The organism is Pseudomonas sp. NPDC087342, assembly GCF_044744265.1.
Classification (GTDB): Bacteria; Pseudomonadota; Gammaproteobacteria; order Pseudomonadales; family Pseudomonadaceae; genus Aquipseudomonas; species Aquipseudomonas nunensis.
Map to the genome: position 1 here is coordinate 218,913 of NZ_JBIUXZ010000008.1, position 15,243 is coordinate 234,155.

General features: G+C 58.7%; 16 protein-coding genes. 6 read left to right on the plus strand and 10 right to left on the minus strand.

The features are described 5' to 3' along the window. The 3 genes from purM to ACIOYV_RS18925 all read left to right on the plus strand — a co-directional run. Positions 1-945, plus strand: a 945-nt coding sequence (gene purM, locus ACIOYV_RS18915) for a phosphoribosylformylglycinamidine cyclo-ligase (protein WP_401325938.1), incomplete at its 5' end; no start/stop codon positions are given. Continuing rightward, entirely contained in the window at positions 945-1,595 is a 651-nt protein-coding gene (gene purN, locus ACIOYV_RS18920) for a phosphoribosylglycinamide formyltransferase (RefSeq protein ID WP_290025418.1), read from the plus strand. The genes purM and purN, both read left to right, overlap by 1 nt. 8 nt (positions 1,596-1,603) lie before the next feature. Beyond that, the gene (locus ACIOYV_RS18925) at positions 1,604-2,317 is read left to right on the plus strand and encodes a DUF3108 domain-containing protein (RefSeq protein ID WP_054049485.1); all 714 of its coding nucleotides are present in this window, start codon (positions 1,604-1,606) and stop codon (positions 2,315-2,317) included. Between the two features lie 199 nt (positions 2,318-2,516). Here ACIOYV_RS18925 and ACIOYV_RS18930 read toward each other — a convergent pair whose 3' ends face one another. Then, positions 2,517-4,142 (minus strand): methyl-accepting chemotaxis protein, encoded by a 1,626-nt coding sequence (locus ACIOYV_RS18930; RefSeq protein WP_401325942.1) that lies wholly within the window; start codon positions 4,140-4,142, stop codon positions 2,517-2,519. A 139-nt stretch (positions 4,143-4,281) separates the two neighbouring features. Continuing rightward, positions 4,282-5,295 (minus strand): amidohydrolase family protein, encoded by a 1,014-nt coding sequence (locus ACIOYV_RS18935; protein WP_401325945.1) that lies wholly within the window; start codon positions 5,293-5,295, stop codon positions 4,282-4,284. Between the two features lie 147 nt (positions 5,296-5,442). On the opposite strand from ACIOYV_RS18935, the gene ACIOYV_RS18940 reads away from it, so the two are divergent. Both ACIOYV_RS18940 and ACIOYV_RS18945 read left to right on the plus strand, forming a co-directional pair. After that, a complete protein-coding gene (locus ACIOYV_RS18940; protein ID WP_054049480.1) occupies positions 5,443-5,859 on the plus strand; it encodes an OsmC family protein in 417 nt (138 codons plus the stop codon). Positions 5,860-5,920: 61 nt separating this feature from the next. Continuing rightward, complete coding sequence (locus ACIOYV_RS18945; RefSeq protein ID WP_401325948.1) at positions 5,921-6,781, plus strand: pirin family protein; 861 nt, start codon at positions 5,921-5,923, stop codon at positions 6,779-6,781. A gap of 129 nt (positions 6,782-6,910) precedes the next feature. Here the strand turns inward: ACIOYV_RS18945 and ACIOYV_RS18950 are convergent, their stop codons facing one another. The 4 genes from ACIOYV_RS18950 to ACIOYV_RS18965 all read right to left on the minus strand — a co-directional run bounded on the left by ACIOYV_RS18950 (position 6,911) and on the right by ACIOYV_RS18965 (position 10,612). Continuing rightward, positions 6,911-7,639 carry a dienelactone hydrolase family protein gene (locus tag ACIOYV_RS18950; RefSeq protein ID WP_401325951.1) on the minus strand — a complete coding sequence of 243 codons (729 nt, stop codon included), beginning with the start codon at positions 7,637-7,639 and terminating at the stop codon, positions 6,911-6,913. A 61-nt stretch (positions 7,640-7,700) separates the two neighbouring features. Continuing rightward, positions 7,701-9,605: a molecular chaperone HtpG gene (htpG, locus tag ACIOYV_RS18955; protein ID WP_401325954.1), complete on the minus strand. Its 1,905-nt coding sequence runs from the start codon at positions 9,603-9,605 to the stop codon at positions 7,701-7,703. 81 nt (positions 9,606-9,686) lie between these two features. Beyond that, a complete protein-coding gene (locus tag ACIOYV_RS18960; RefSeq protein WP_054049474.1) occupies positions 9,687-10,139 on the minus strand; it encodes a PaaI family thioesterase in 453 nt (150 codons plus the stop codon). Beyond that, on the minus strand, positions 10,136-10,612 hold the full coding sequence (locus ACIOYV_RS18965) for a PaaI family thioesterase (protein WP_401325956.1): 477 nt from the start codon (positions 10,610-10,612) through the stop codon (positions 10,136-10,138). Before ACIOYV_RS18965 ends, ACIOYV_RS18960 begins: the two co-directional genes overlap by 4 nt. Before the next feature lie 158 nt (positions 10,613-10,770). Between ACIOYV_RS18965 and ACIOYV_RS18970 the strand changes: the two genes are divergently transcribed. Next, a complete protein-coding gene (locus ACIOYV_RS18970; RefSeq protein ID WP_054049624.1) occupies positions 10,771-11,028 on the plus strand; it encodes a hypothetical protein in 258 nt (85 codons plus the stop codon). A gap of 68 nt (positions 11,029-11,096) precedes the next feature. On the opposite strand, the gene ACIOYV_RS18975 is transcribed toward ACIOYV_RS18970, so the two are convergent. The 4 genes from ACIOYV_RS18975 to sucD all read right to left on the minus strand — a co-directional run bounded on the left by ACIOYV_RS18975 (position 11,097) and on the right by sucD (position 15,167). After that, on the minus strand, positions 11,097-11,498 hold the full coding sequence (locus ACIOYV_RS18975) for an MAPEG family protein (RefSeq protein ID WP_401325958.1): 402 nt from the start codon (positions 11,496-11,498) through the stop codon (positions 11,097-11,099). Continuing rightward, on the minus strand, positions 11,498-12,235 hold the full coding sequence (locus tag ACIOYV_RS18980; RefSeq protein WP_265044146.1) for a DUF599 domain-containing protein: 738 nt from the start codon (positions 12,233-12,235) through the stop codon (positions 11,498-11,500). The genes ACIOYV_RS18975 and ACIOYV_RS18980 overlap by 1 nt, the downstream gene beginning before the upstream one ends. Positions 12,236-12,481: 246 nt before the next feature. Continuing rightward, positions 12,482-13,795 (minus strand): branched-chain amino acid transport system II carrier protein, encoded by a 1,314-nt coding sequence (gene brnQ, locus ACIOYV_RS18985; RefSeq protein ID WP_054049466.1) that lies wholly within the window; start codon positions 13,793-13,795, stop codon positions 12,482-12,484. 490 nt (positions 13,796-14,285) lie between these two features. Beyond that, on the minus strand, positions 14,286-15,167 hold the full coding sequence (gene sucD, locus ACIOYV_RS18990) for a succinate--CoA ligase subunit alpha (RefSeq protein ID WP_008148605.1): 882 nt from the start codon (positions 15,165-15,167) through the stop codon (positions 14,286-14,288). Between the last annotated feature and the right edge of the window lie 76 nt (positions 15,168-15,243).

Consider the following 15,243-nt stretch of genomic DNA (forward strand, 5'->3'; position numbering starts at 1 on the left):
ATGGGCGGCCTGGGCGGTTTCGGCGCCCTCTGCGAAATCCCGGCCGGCTACAAGCAGCCAGTGCTGGTTTCCGGTACTGACGGCGTCGGCACCAAGCTGCGCCTGGCGCTGAACCTGAACAAGCACGACAGCATCGGCATCGACCTGGTCGCCATGTGCGTCAACGACCTGGTGGTATGCGGCGCCGAGCCGCTGTTCTTCCTCGACTACTATGCCACCGGCAAACTCAACGTCGAAACCGCGACCCAGGTCGTGACCGGCATCGGTGCAGGCTGCGAACTGTCCGGCTGCTCCCTGGTCGGCGGCGAAACCGCTGAAATGCCTGGCATGTACGAAGGCGAAGACTACGACCTGGCCGGCTTCTGCGTTGGCGTCGTGGAAAAATCCGAAATCATCGACGGTTCCAAAGTCGCTGCCGGCGATGCCCTGCTCGCCCTGCCGTCCTCCGGTCCGCACTCCAACGGCTACTCGCTGATCCGCAAGATCATCGAAGTGTCGGGTGCCGACATTGAAAACATCCAGCTCGACGGCAAACCGCTGACCGACCTGCTGATGGCTCCGACCCGTATCTACGTGAAGCCGCTGCTCAAGCTGATCAAGGAAACCGGCGCTGTCAAAGCCATGGCCCACATCACCGGTGGTGGCCTGCTGGACAACATCCCGCGCGTTCTGCCAAAAGGCGCTCAAGCCGTGGTTGACGTCGCGAGCTGGACCCGCCCTGCGGTGTTCGACTGGCTGCAAGAAAAAGGCAACGTCGACGAAAACGAAATGCACCGCGTGCTGAACTGTGGCGTTGGCATGGTCATCTGCGTGGCTCAAGAGCACGTTGAAACCGCGCTGAATGTGTTGCGTGAAGCCGGCGAGCAGCCTTGGGTCATCGGCCAGATCTCCACCGCTGCCGAAGGCGCGGCTCAGGTCGAACTGAAGAACCTTAAGGCGCACTAATGTCCGCCACCTGTGATGTCGTGGTGCTGCTCTCCGGCACCGGCAGTAACTTGCAGGCCTTGATCGACAGCACGCGGACCGGCGACAGCCCGGTCCGCATCGCTGCGGTGATTTCCAACCGCGCCGACGCCTACGGCCTGCAACGCGCCAGGGAGGCGGGTATCGACACCCGCTCCCTGGATCACAAGGCTTTCGAAGGCCGCGAAGCCTTCGATGCCGCGCTGATCGAACTGATCGACGCCTTCAACCCCAAACTCGTGGTACTCGCCGGTTTCATGCGCATTCTCAGCGCAGGTTTCGTGCGTCACTACCAGGGTCGCCTGCTGAATATCCATCCCTCGCTGCTACCCAAATACAAAGGGTTACACACTCATCAGCGCGCTTTGGAGGCCGGCGACACCGAGCACGGCTGCTCCGTGCACTTCGTCACCGAGGAACTCGATGGCGGACCACTGGTCGTACAGGCAGTAATACCGGTAGAGTTGCACGATTCGCCGCAGAGTCTGGCGCAGCGGGTCCACGTTCAGGAACACCTGATCTACCCGATGGCCGTACGCTGGTTTGCCGAAGGTCGTCTGTCCCTCGGCGAACACGGTGCTTTACTGGATGACACGTTACTCGCGGCCAGCGGCCACTTGATTCGAACCTAGGAGATATTATGCGTCGCGCCTTGCTCTTCGCTTGCGCTCTGCTCGCCCTGCCCTTCGCACAGGCCGCAGACCTTCAACCTTTCTCCGCCAGCTACACCGCCGACTGGAAACAGCTGCCCATGAGCGGCACTGCCGAGCGCAGTCTGACCAAGGGCGCCAACGGCGTTTGGACACTCAGCTTCAAGGCGTCGATGATGATCGCCAGCCTGTCCGAACAAAGCACCCTGACCCTGGACAAAGACACCTTGCTGCCGCAGTCCTACCACTTCGAACGTGGCGGCCTGGGTAAAGCCAAGAAGGCTGACCTGGACTTCGACTGGTCCACTAAAATGGTCACCGGCACCGATCGTGGCGACGCAGTCAAGATCCCGCTCAATCGCGGCATGGTCGACAAATCCACTTATCAGCTGGCCCTGCAACACGATGTGGCCGCTGGCAAGAAAAGCATGAGCTACCAGGTCGTCGATGACGGCGAAGTCGATACCTATGACTTCCGCGTGCTGGGTTCGGAAAAAGTCGACACCAAGGCTGGCCAGATCGATGCGATCAAGGTCGAGCGCGTGCGCGACCCGACACAAAGCAAGCGCATCACCGTGATGTGGTTCGCCAAGGATTGGGATTACCTGCTGGTCCGTCTGCAACAAGTCGAAACCGACGGCAAGGAGTACAACATCATGCTCCTGGACGGTACGGTCAACGGCAAGGCTGTCAAAGGCAGCTGATCCGGCTCGACACGAAAAGCCCCGCGATTGCGGGGCTTTTTTTTGCCTTGGAAAAGGAAATATTGAGCCAGGTGCAAAACCTGTGGGAGCGAGCTTGCTCGCGATAGCGGACTGACAGACAACACATGTGCTGAGTATGAGACCGCTTTCGCGAGCAAGCCCGCTCCCACAGGGTTCAGTGGTGTTCTTTACTGACAAACTAGACCGAAAAGCGCGCCACCATGGAATTGAGGTCCACCGCCAACCGCGACAACTCCTGGCTCGCCGCACTCGTCTGGTTCGCCCCCGCCGAGGTCTGCAACGCCAGGTCGCGGATGTTCATCAGATTGCGATCCACCTCCCGCGCCACCGCTGCCTGTTCCTCCGAGGCACTGGCGATCACGATGTTGCGCTCGTTGATCAAGGTGAACGCCGAGGCAATCTCCTCCAGCGCCACGCCCGCGGCTTTCGCGACTTCCAGGGTCGAACGCGCCCGGCTATTGCTTTGCTGCATCGAGCTGACGGCAGAATCGGTACCTTGCTGGATGCCACTGATCATCTGCTCGATTTCCTGAGTCGATTGCTGTGTCCGGTGCGCCAGCGCGCGCACCTCATCCGCTACCACGGCAAAACCGCGCCCGGCATCCCCTGCACGCGCCGCTTCAATCGCCGCGTTCAGGGCCAGCAGATTGGTCTGCTCGGCAATCGAGCGAATCACATCCAGCACCTTGCTAATGCCGTAGACCTTCTGCGCCAAATCCTCAACCTGACTGGCATTGGCTGTCACATCGTCCGCCAGGGACTCAATGGACTGCACGGTCTGATGCACCTGCGCGCGACCGTGCTGGGCGATCCGGTCAGATTCCCGAGACGCTTCGGAAGTCGCCACCGCGTTGCTCGCCACTTCCTCCACCGCCGCCGTCATCTGATTCACCGCCGTGGCGGCCTGCTCGATTTCCAGGCTCTGCTGATGCAGCCCACGGGTCGCGTCTTCCGTGACGCAACTGAGCTCTTCCGAGGCCGAGGCCAATTGGCTGGACGAGTCTGAGATACGCCGAATGGTGTCGCGCAGGCTCTGCTGCATGCTCTTGAGCGCGTGCAACAGCCGCGCCGGTTCGTCCTTGCCGCTGATGCTGATGTCGCCGGTCAGATCACCGCCTGCCACCACTTCGGCCACCCGCAACGACTGGGACAACGGCAACACAATGCTGCGGGTCAGCAGCAACGCGAGGCCAATGGTCATCAACGCCGCCAGCGCGACCATCACCCCGACCCACACCCGTGAGTTGCTGAACACCAGACGCGCTGCCTCGGTGGCCAGGTTGGCGTTGCGTTTGTTCAGCTCGACCAGCGACTTGAGGGTGACCGCGATTTCGTCGGCCAACGGGCTCATCTCGCCATTGACGATAGTCGCCGCGTCTTCGATCCGGTCTTGGGCAGACAGGGTCATCACCTGCCCCTGAAATTGCAGGTACTTTTGCTCCGAGGCCTTGAAGCGATCGAACAGCGAACGCTCCTCGGGCAGCACGATCAACGCGTTGTAGCGCTGCTGCGCATCGCCGAGTACGCCTTTGAGCTCATTGAGTTTGCCGACGTTCTGCGCCAGCGCCGCGGGATCGCGGTTAATCAGCAGACGCATGGTCAGGGCACGCAGCCGCAGCATGTCCTGACTCATCTCCCCGACCGCCATCACGCTGGGCAGCCAGTTGTTATCGACCTGATCGGACTGGGCGCGCATGTTCGACATTTGCGCCAGGGCAAACGCGCCCAAGCCAAACACCATCAACGCCAACAGGCCAAAACCCAGGCTCGCGCGCGGGGCAATATTGAGACTGCGGATGCTCATCGCTTTGGTTCCTTCCAAAAATGCACTGCATATCCCTGCAGCGGGTTGCTTTAGAAGGTATCGGCCCGGAGAAAATTTGCGTAAGACCAAAACGTGATATCAAAACGCCTTGCTACTTCGATCACCCGGCGGGAACGATTCAGCGCGCAGCTTTCGGCAGCACGGCCAGAAAATTATCTCGCGCGACTTTTCTAGCAACAGCTTCCGGCAACGCATCGAGAAACGGGTCGAAGCTGCGCATTTCCTGACCCAACTTATCGAAACGTCCCACGACATCCGACCCCAGCATGAAACGTTCCGGAAAGCGCTCAACCAGTTTCAGCCATTCGTCCCGTGGCTTGCCCTGCTCATCCAACAGATAGGGCGTGAGCATGCTCCAGGACAGGTCGATGAACAGATTCGGGTACACCTCAAGCATCCGGGTCAACGTCGGCAACAGAAAATCCAGCTGCGTCTGGTGCCGATGGATTTCCACGCTGGTGCCGGCATGCGCCCAGATAAACCGCGTGTGCGGGTGATTACGCAACGGCTCTTCCATTTCCGCCAGGTACAGTGGATTTCTCTCACGCTTGGAGGTGATGTTCGAATGCAGCATCACCGGCAGGTCATTTTCGGCGGCGAGGTGATAGATCCGCGTCATCGCCTCGTTATTGGCCCGTGGCGTATCACCCGACGTCAGCGCCGTCAGGTCATCGTGCCGGGTGAAGACTTCGCCGATGCCCTGCCACAACCCCGGATTGAGATCGAGCATGCGCTGGATGTGCGCCTCGGAGTTTTTATCGTTGGGGTTGAAACCTGACAGGAACGGGTGAAAACGCTGACGCTGCTCCGGCGTGAGCTTGTTCACCGCAGCGGCGACAATCACGTCGGTCGCGCTGTACCAATAGGCATCGGCGTCGTCACCGGCGTAATAACGCGGGCGCTTGGGTTCGTCTTCGTGCCATTTCTTCGCTACCGGGATGCCGGAAATCATCACATGATCGATGGAGCTGTCAGCCATCGACTTGAGCAAAGCAGGCATTCCCGCAGTTTCCTGGAAGAAATCTACGTAATGCAGGTGCGCATCGCTGTAGGCATAGTCGCGGGCGTCCGCGTATGAACTGCAAAGCACCAACCACCAGGCGAGACTCAAGCGGATCCGGGGCACGGGCATTCTCCAATGACATGAGCCCCATAGACCTCGCCGCGCCAATCAGGGTTCAGCCCATAAGAAAGTGGAACGCATCACAGCACGAATGCTCTATACCTTCATGGTCCGTTTTTGCTCGAATGACTTTTCCTACTGCCGAAGAGGTTTCCCATGACTGTTACCGTCAATACCGTTTCCAGTGAAGGCTTTCGTCACACTGTCCAGATCGATGACCACGAACTGTTTGCCGATGTACCGAAGTCCGCCGGTGGCGAAGGCTCGGCGCCGGAACCCCATGATTACTTCGACGCCGCGCTCGGTGCCTGCAAGGCCTTGACGCTGAAAATGTATGCCAAGAAAAAAGACATCCCGCTGACCGGCGTGGGTGTCGAGGTCAAACGCGACAACAGCGAAGAGCAGAAAGGCAAATATGCCCTGCACGTGACCCTCACGCTCAAGGGCGTACTCACCGACGACCAGCGCGCGGAGTTATTACGCGTCGCTGACCGTTGCCCGATTCATAAACTGATGACCACCACCGACGTCACCATCGAAACCCATGCTCCACAGGGCTTCGACAGCCAGTAATTACGACGATGCCAGCGGCGGGTTATGCTCCACGCATCACCCGCCCAGCCTGGAATGCAGCATGAACACGCCCCTCGTGATACGCCCCCGCGCCGAAGATGTCGAAGGCCAGCCGATTCTTCGCCCGTTGCCGTCAGCCAAATGCCGCAGCGTCGGGCCTTTCGTGTTTTTCGACCACATGCTCGAAACCCGGTATCCGCCGGGCAAAGGCATGAACATCCGCCAACATCCGCACATCGGTCTGTCGACCCTGACCTATTTGTTCAAGGGGCAGATCCAGCACAAGGACAGCCTCGGTTCCGATCTGGTGGTGGACACCGGTGATGTCAGCTGGATGACGGCGGGCAGCGCAATTGCCCACGTTGAACGCACGCCTGAAGCGCTGAAAGACAGCGGCTTCACGATGCATGGCTTGCAGATATGGCTGGCCTCGCCCAAGGAGCATGAGCAAGGCCCGGGGCATTACAGCCATCATCCGGCGGCGACCTTGCCCGTCAGCGATAATCTCGGCGTGAAGATCCGCATGATCGCCGGGTCAGGTTTTTGCCTGGAATCGCCGGTGCCGGTGCTTTCTCCTACGTTGTACGCCGAACTGAACCTGCAAACCGCGACCACGTTGCTGATTCCCACCGAACATGAAGAACGGGCACTGTACGTGCTGGACGGCGAGGTGCAACTCGATGGCGAGCTGATAGAACCGCATTCGCTGGTGGTGTTGCCGGTCGGGGAAGAGATGACGTTGTTTGCCGAAAGCGACTGTCACGCCGTGCTGTTCGGCGGCGCGCCACTGGATGGGCCACGGCGGATCAACTGGAATTTTGTCGCGAGCGATCCGGCGGCCATCGATGAAGCGCGTCGACGCTGGGCGGCCGGGGATTGGCCGACGGTGCCGGGGGAAAGTGAGCGGATTGAATTGCCCTAGGATTTTTTGCGCCTGTGACACCGCTTTCGCGAGCAAGCCCGCTCCCACAGGGGAATGCATTCCAAATGTGGGAGCGAGCCTGCTCGCGAAGAGTCCAGCCCTGACACCACCAATGTCAGGGAACGATCATCAGTCGCTAAACACTTCATCCAGCAAGTTATGCATCGACACAAACGCCCGCCCTGCGGTTTTCGCGTCATACATCATCTTGCCCGGCACATTCGCATGCGGATCGGTAAACGAGTGCACCGCCCCGCCGTAGCTCAGCAATTGCCAATCCACGCCCGCTGCGTTCATTTCTTCTTCAAACGCCGGCAGTTGCTCTTTCGGCACCAATGGATCGGACGCACCGTGCAGCACCAGCACCGAGCCCTTGATGTTTTTCGCATCATTCACATTCGGCGTATCCAGCGAGCCATGGAACGACACCGCCGCTTTCACCGGCGCACCGCTGCGAGCCAGTTCCAGCGAGCAGCAACCACCAAAACAGAAACCGAAGGTCGCCAGTTTCGAGGTATCGACCGCAACGTCGCCCTGCCCTTGCAGTTGCTCGAAAGCCGCGTGCATACGCTGGCGCAGCAAACCGCGATCATTCTTCAACGGCATCATCGCTGCACCTGCTTCGTCGCCGTTCTGCGGACGTACCGATTGACCGTAAAGGTCCGCGATCAGGACTACATAGCCTTTGGACGCCACTGACTTGGCGATCTCTTCGGCACCGGCGCTGATGCCCATCCAGTTCGGCGCCATCAGCAAGCCCGGGCGCAGGCCTTTATGGCCGGCATCGAAAGCCAGACGGCTTTCATAGGACTGGCCATCTAGCTGATAGACCACGGAACGCACAGTGACTTGGCTCATATCAAACTCCTAAGACTCAAGAATAAAAAAACCCGCCGAAGCGGGTTTTTGTACAACTCAGTTAAACCGACAGTTCAACCAACAATTTGTTGAGACGGCGCACATAAGCTGCCGGGTCTTTCAAGCTGTCGCCGGCTGCCAAGGCTGCCTGATCGAACAGGATGTGCGACAGGTCGCCGAAGCGTTCGTCGCTCTGCTCGTTGTCGAGTTTCTCGATCAGCGGGTGAGCCGGGTTGAATTCGAAAATCGGCTTCGAATCCGGAACCTTCTGCCCGCTGGCTTCGAGGATCTGACGCATCTGCAAGCCCAGGTCCTGCTCACCGATGGCCAGGATCGCCGGAGAATCGGTCAGACGGTGGGAAACTCGTACTTCAGCGACGGAATCGCCCAGTGCGGTTTTCAGACGCTCAACCAGACCTTCTTTGGACTTGGCGACTTCTTCCGCAGCTTTCTTGTCCTCTTCCGAGTCCAGGTTGCCGAGGTCCAGGTCACCGCGCGCCACGTCGACAAAGCTCTTGCCGTCGAAGTCGCTGAGGTAGCTCATCAGCCACTCGTCGATGCGGTCGGTCAGCAGCAGCACTTCGATGCCTTTCTTGCGGAAGACTTCCAGGTGCGGGCTGTTTTTGACTTGGGCGTAAGTTTCGCCGGTCAGGTAGTAAATCTTGTCCTGACCTTCCTTGGCGCGAGCCAGGTAATCAGCCAGACCCACAACCTGCTCGCCTTCTTCGCCCTGAGTGGACGCGAAACGCAGCAGGCCAGCGATTTTCTCTTTGTTGGCGAAATCTTCAGCCGGGCCTTCTTTCATCACCTGGCCGAAGTTTTTCCAGAAGCCCTTGTATTGCTCAGGCTCGTTCTTCGCCAGTTTTTCCAGCATGTCGAGGACGCGTTTGGTCAGCGCCGACTTCATGGAATCGATGATCGGGTCTTTCTGCAGGATTTCCCGCGACACGTTCAGCGACAGGTCGTTGGAATCGACAACACCTTTGATGAAGCGCAGGTACAGCGGCAGGAACGACTCGGCCTGATCCATCACGAATACGCGCTGCACATACAGCTTCAGGCCTTTCGGCGCTTCACGCTGGTACAGGTCGAACGGAGCACGGGTCGGTACATAAAGCAGCGAGCTGTATTCCAGCTTGCCTTCGACCTTGTTGTGGCTCCAGCTCAGCGGGTTTTCGAAGTCATGCGCGATGTGCTTGTAGAACTCCTGGTATTCCTCGTCCTTGATCTCGGTGCGAGGACGGGTCCACAGGGCGCTGGCGCGGTTGACGGTTTCCCACTCAACGGCTGGCTTCTCTTCGCCTTCGACGGCTGCCACTTCTTTCGGCAACTCGATCGGCAAAGCGATGTGATCGGAGTATTTCTTGATGATGTTGCGCAGACGGTAGCCATCGGCGAACTCGTCTTCACCGGACTTCAAGTGCAGGACGATACGGGTGCCGCGCTCGGCTTTGTCGACGGTGGCAACTTCAAAATCGCCTTCGCCCTTGGACGACCAGTGCACGCCTTCGCTGGCGGCAGCGCCGGCACGACGGCTGAACACGTCGACTTTGTCAGCGACGATGAATGCCGAGTAGAAGCCCACACCGAACTGACCGATCAGGTGCGAATCTTTCTTCTGATCGCCGGACAGGTGTTTCATGAAATCAGCGGTGCCGGACTTGGCGATCGTGCCCAGGTGGGTGATCGCGTCTTCGCGGCTCATACCGATACCGTTGTCTTCGAGGGTGACGGTTTTCGCGTCTTTGTCGAAGCTCACACGGATTTTCAGTTCGGCGCCACCTTCCAGCAACTCAGGCTTGGACAGGGCTTCGAAACGTAATTTGTCGACAGCGTCAGAGGCGTTCGAGATCAACTCGCGAAGGAAATTTTCATTGTTTGAATACAGCGAATGGATCATGAGGTGCAGCAGTTGCTTCACCTCGGTCTGGAAGCCCAGGGTTTCCTTTTGAGTTTCCACACTCATGGTCATCAAACTCCAATCAGATGGCAGTGGCCGCGACCTTCAGGGTCGACGGCGGGTTGTCATCAGAGTTTGGGGCTGAGTTCAGGATTTCAAGGGCTCTTCGATTTTGAAATGGCCTCGGGCCGTGGCAATCGGCTCGGATTCGGTGCTTTGCCAGGCCGTCACCGCCACGTTGGCCACCCGCCGGCCCTGCCGACACACCTGGCAGCGAGCCCAGGTATCGCGAAATTGCCCGGTGCGCAGGTAATCGAGGGAGAAGTCGATGATCTTCGGCACACCCGGTGAGCCGGTGAAAATCAACAGGTGCAACGCCGCAGACAGCTCCATGAACCCGGCAATCACGCCGCCATGAATCGCCGGCAATAAAGGGTTACCAATGTTGTCCTTGTTGGCCGGCAGGCGAAACAGCAGCTCATCACCGACCCGTGAACATTCGACGCCGATCAACTTGGCGTAGGGAATCAGGTGCAGCAGCGAGGCGTAGTCCCCTTGCGCGTGGGCCTGCTGAAGTTGTTCCTTGAAGGAGTCAGTCATTTCGCACCTCCGGTGATGGCGCCACCAAAGCCTTTGGTGCCCTTGATGCCCTTGCCCATGCGCATAAAGGTGCCGACGACATGGGCGATGGGTTGTTCCGGGTCGTCCTGATACGCGAAGCCCCGGGCGAAGATCACGTCGGTGGTGACCCGGTAGCACTGAGCAAAACCGTAGACGTCCTTGTGGGGTTCGGCGGCGTGCATGTAGTCGATGCGCAAATCGAGGGTCGGGCAGACTTCGAACTCCGGCAACACGCACAGGGTGGACATGCCGCACGCGGTGTCCATCAACGACGTCAGGGCGCCGCCGTGAATGACACCGGTTTGCGGGTTACCGACGATTTGCGGGCTGTAAGGCAGGACGACCGTTAGTCCGTCAGTACTCGCGCTGTGAACGCGCAAGCCCAGCACCTGGCAATGCCGCAACGCCGACAGGAATCGTGTTGCGCGCTCAAAAACGGGGTTTTCGGCCATTTGATAAATCCCTTCTTAGTATCCCGACAAAGCCTCAGATGAATCAGGCAAAAGTTCCATCGCGTTTAAAACTTATATATTTGTATGAAATGAGGAACTTATCGATGACGGCTGTGCTCGAAAGGCCAGTAGATATATTCCATAAGGAGAAACACCCCATGCGTAAGACTTTAGCTATTGCCTTGATGTTGACCGCTTCCCTCGGTCTCGCTGCCTGCGATAAAAAATCCGAGGACAAAGCTCAAGATGCCAACCAACATGCTGAGCAAGCTCAGCAAGACATGAACAAAGCTCAGGATAAAGTGAACGACGCTGCGAAAGAAAACGCCGAAGCTGCCAAAGCTCAGGCTGAATCGAACAAAGCCGCTGTTCAAGAGTCGGCTCCAGCCGCTCCTGCTGAAGCACCTAAAAACTAAAACAGTTTTTAGCGTGACAAAAGAAAACCCGCCATGTGCGGGTTTTCTTTTGCCTGTTAGTTGGTGATTTAGAGCAACACGGTTCTAAAAGTCGGACTAATCATCAGCAATAATGAGCAGACTAATCCGATCAACCACACCAGGCTGCGCTGCCAGGCAAGATCAGCCCAATAACACACTAAATAGAGGATGCGCGTGATCACAAAGATGATCGCCAGCGAATCGATCAGCCACCCTGCCGTCTGCGTGGTGTGCGCCATCAACACCCCCACCGCAAATAATATGAACGCTTCAAAACAATTCTGATGGGCCGCCACGGCGCGGGCGCCGAAGCCGGTCAGTTGCGCTTGTTGCTGGCGCGGCAAGTGGTTGTTGTAGCCGCCCTGCTCTTTCATGGCCCTGGCCACGGGCATGCGGGCCACGTAGATCAGCAATGCACTGATAAACACACACCAGAACGGAATACTCATCAAGCGGCCTCTTTGTTGGCTTCGGGCAATGGCGCCTCTGTAGGGGTATAGACCATCACGTCGAGAACGTCGGAATGAAACTCCCGGCGATACAACACCAGCACGACGCCGGCGCTCATCAACATGAACAACCAGGGGCTGACGAACCACGCGAGCATGGTCATGCCGAAGTAGTAGGAGCGCAGGCCGAAGTTGAACTGGTTGGCCGCCATCGAAATCACCCGCGCCGCCCTTGCCGCAAAGGCTTTGCGCTCCTGCTCGGAAACGTGTCGCTCACCGATCATCGGTGCCGAACCGACCAGGATTGCCGCGAAGTTGTACTGACGCATGCACCAACTGAAGGTGAAGAACGCGTAGACAAACACCAGCGCCAGGCACAGCAACTTGATCTCCGACATGCCCTGGGACGCCTGCTGAACCATGGGAATATCCGCCAGCAACGACACCGCCCGTTCAGATGCGCCGAGCACCGTGAGAATGCCTGCCAGGATAATCAGCGTGCTGGAGGCGAAGAACGAGGCGTTACGCTCCAGGTTGCCGATCACGCTGGCGTCGGCGATGCGGTTGTCCCGTAGCAGCATGCGGCGCATCCAGTCTTCGCGGTACAGGTGCAGCACGCTGGCCAGGCACGCGGTGTCGCGGCCCTTCCACGTCGCATAACGGGTGTAACCGCCCCAGCAGATGGCGAACCAGAGCGCGGCGATGAAGTGGATCAGGTTGGCGTGGATGAACGACATGCAGGTCCTTGTGAGACGTTGGTGGAGTCTGTAGGAGCGAGGCTTGCCCGCGAAGGCGGTATCACATGCGATGTATCCGTCGACTGACACACCGCCTTCGCGGGCAAGCCTCGCTCCTACAAGGTAGTGATTCGACGTTAGCTCGCGGAAAAAGACACTGCCTCATCCCCATAAAAAATGCCCCGTATCGATTGATACGGGGCATTTCTGTATAACCGACTGCCCGCTTGTGACGGGCGATCAGGTTTACGCCAAGGCTTCGTCGCGCTTGCCCAGCATACGGTCGCACGCGGCGGCGACGACCAGGGTCATCACCGACGGCACCAACCACGCCAGGCCTTGCTCGCTCAGCGGCAGGTGCGACAGCTGCGTCGGCATCCAGTCCGCCAGGCCGGCGCCTTTGAGCGCGTCGATCAGGCCGAAGATGAACGACACCAGCATCACCGGACCAACAATGCGGCTCTGCTCACGCCAGAAGTCCTTGCAGAAGCTCAGGGCGACCAGAGCGATGCACGGCGGGTAGATCGCGGTCAGCACCGGGATCGAGAACGCTATCAGCTTGGTCAGGCCCAGGTTGGACACAAACAGCGAGAACACGGCCAGGATGATCACCAGTGTCTTGTAGGACAGTGGCAACACGCGGCTGAAGTATTCGGCGCAGGCGCAGGTCAGGCCGACCGCCGTCACCAGGCAGGCCAACGAGATCAGCACCGCGAGGAAACCGCTGCCCAGCGAACCGAAGGTGTGTTGCACGTAGGCATGCAGGACGGCCGCGCCGTTTGCAGCGCCGGCGGCCACTTCATGGCTGCCCGAACCGAGACGGAACAGGCTGACATACACCAGCGCCAGACCCACGCCGGCAATCATCCCGGCAATGATCGCGTAACGGGTGATCAGCGCAGGCGATTCGACGCCACGGGAGCGGATCGCGTTAACGATAACGATGCCGAACACCAGCGCGCCCAGGGTATCCATGGTCAGGTAACCATTGATGAAGCCTTGGGAGAACGGGGCCGCCACGTATTCCGGCGTGGCCACGCCGATATCACCGGCCGGCAAGGCAAACGCAGCGATGCCGAGCACGGCCAGGGCGATGATCTTCAGTGGTGCGAGGAAACGTCCTACGGTATCCAGCAGACGGCCCGGATACAGCGAGATGAAGAACACCAGCAGGAAGTACACCGAGCTGTAGAGGAACAGTGCCAGCGGGCTCTCGCCGGTCAGCGGCGCCAGGCCCACTTCGAAGGACACGGTGGCAGTGCGCGGCGTGGCGAACAACGGGCCGACCGCCAGGTAGCACGCAGCAGCCAGCAGGCCACCGGCGACTTTACCGATCGGGCTGCTCAAGGCATCCATGGCACCGCCGACCTTGGCCAGCGCGACCACGGTGATCACTGGCAAACCGACTGCTGTGATCAGGAAACCCAACGCCGCCATCCAGACATGGGGCCCGGACTGCAAACCGACGATAGGCGGGAAGATGATGTTGCCAGCCCCGACAAACAGGGCGAATGTCATAAAACCAAGTGCCAGGATGTCCTGGCCTTTCAACACTTTCATTAAGGAAATACCACACTACTGAATCGGAATTTAGAGAGGGATTTCCCTGTTGGGTGAGGGAAATGCTGTCGATCCGTATAGGACCAACCCGTTTAGCGCGTAGCGGCCTTGTGGGCTGCGGACGCAAAAATGGCTGCTAGCCTAACGAATTTGCCCGACGAACGCACTGTTAGAGGGCGAACTATCCGATACGCGACATTTCCGTGTCGCGTTTTTGCATGTAAATGGGTGTCGTCTGTAAATAAGCCTTCGCGGGCAAGCCTCGCTCCTACAGGTTGGCGTCGTATTTGTGAACGAAGAGAAACCTGTGGATCGTTCCCACGCTCTGCGTGGGAACGCATCCCGCGACGCTCCGCGTCGCACCCAATCGCGGAACGCGGAGCGTCCCCGGCGGCATTCCCACGCAGAGCGTGGGAACGATCACCCCGGAAACAACAAAGGCCACCCGAAGGTGGCCTTTGTCTGGTGAAGCGTCAGCTAAGCGCGAGGCTTATTTGATCGCCCAACCGGTCAGCTCGGACAAAGCCTTGCCGATGTCTGCCAGCGAACGCACGGTTTTAACGCCTGCGTCTTCCAGGGCAGCAAACTTCTCGTCTGCAGTGCCTTTGCCGCCAGAGATGATTGCGCCAGCATGGCCCATGCGCTTGCCCGCAGGGGCAGTCACACCAGCGATGTAGGAAACAACCGGCTTGGTCACGTGTGCCTTGATGTAGGCAGCCGCTTCTTCTTCAGCCGAACCGCCGATCTCGCCGATCATAACGATCGCTTCGGTCTTCGGGTCTTCCTGGAACAGCTTCAGGATGTCGATGAAGTTCGAACCCGGTATCGGGTCACCGCCGATGCCGACGCAAGTCGACTGACCGAAACCGGCGTCAGTAGTTTGCTTCACAGCTTCGTAGGTCAGGGTGCCGGAACGGGAAACGATACCGACCTTGCCTGGCAAGTGAATGTGACCTGGCATGATGCCGATCTTGCATTCGCCTGGAGTGATCACGCCTGGGCAGTTAGGACCGATCAGGACTACGCCCAGTTCGTCGCACTTGACCTTGGCATCCAGCATATCCAGGGTAGGAATGCCTTCAGTGATGCAAACGATCAGCTTGATGCCGCCGAATGCTGCTTCCAGGATGGAGTCTTTGCAGAAAGGAGCTGGAACGTAGATAACGCTGGCGGTGGCGCCAGTGGCAGCTACAGCATCTTTCACGGTGTTGAACACTGGCAGACCCAGGTGTTCGGTGCCGCCTTTACCAGGAGTAACGCCACCAACCATCTTGGTGCCGTATTCGATGGCTTGCTGGGTGTGGAAACTACCTTGCGAACCGGTAATACCCTGGCAGATAACTTTGGTGTCTTTATTGATCAGGACGCTCATTATTTGCCCTCCGCAGCTTTGACAACTTGTTGAGCAGCGTCGGTCAGGCTGGCGAACATCCCCGGCAGCAACTTGC